The sequence below is a fragment of the Monashia sp. HAY1-2A genome, assembly GCF_056755315.1.
In genome coordinates this window covers 1-228 of record NZ_JBNDHY010000904.1, presented here as the reverse complement: position 1 = coordinate 228, position 228 = coordinate 1, and the positions used below count along the sequence as shown (strand labels likewise).

Below are 228 nucleotides of genomic sequence, written 5' to 3'. Positions count from 1 at the left end.
CAGGGCGTAGTTCTGGAAGACCATTGCGATGTCGCGGTCCTTCGGGGGAACGTCCGTGACGTCGCGGTCACCGATCAGAATGCGGCCGGCGTTCACATCCTCAAGACCTGCGAGCATGCGCAGGGAGGTGGACTTACCGCAACCGGAGGGTCCCACGAGGACCAGGAATTCGCCATCGGCGATGTCGATGTTGAGCTTATCGACGGCGGGCTTATCTGTGCCCGGGTA

At 61.8% G+C, this 228-nt stretch carries 1 protein-coding gene; it reads right to left on the bottom strand.

The genetic code is table 11. From position 1 onward, the window contains the following. Positions 1–228 (bottom strand): ATP-binding cassette domain-containing protein (locus tag ACPYOM_RS24380; RefSeq protein ID WP_481347958.1); only part of this gene is annotated, 228 nt, incomplete at both ends.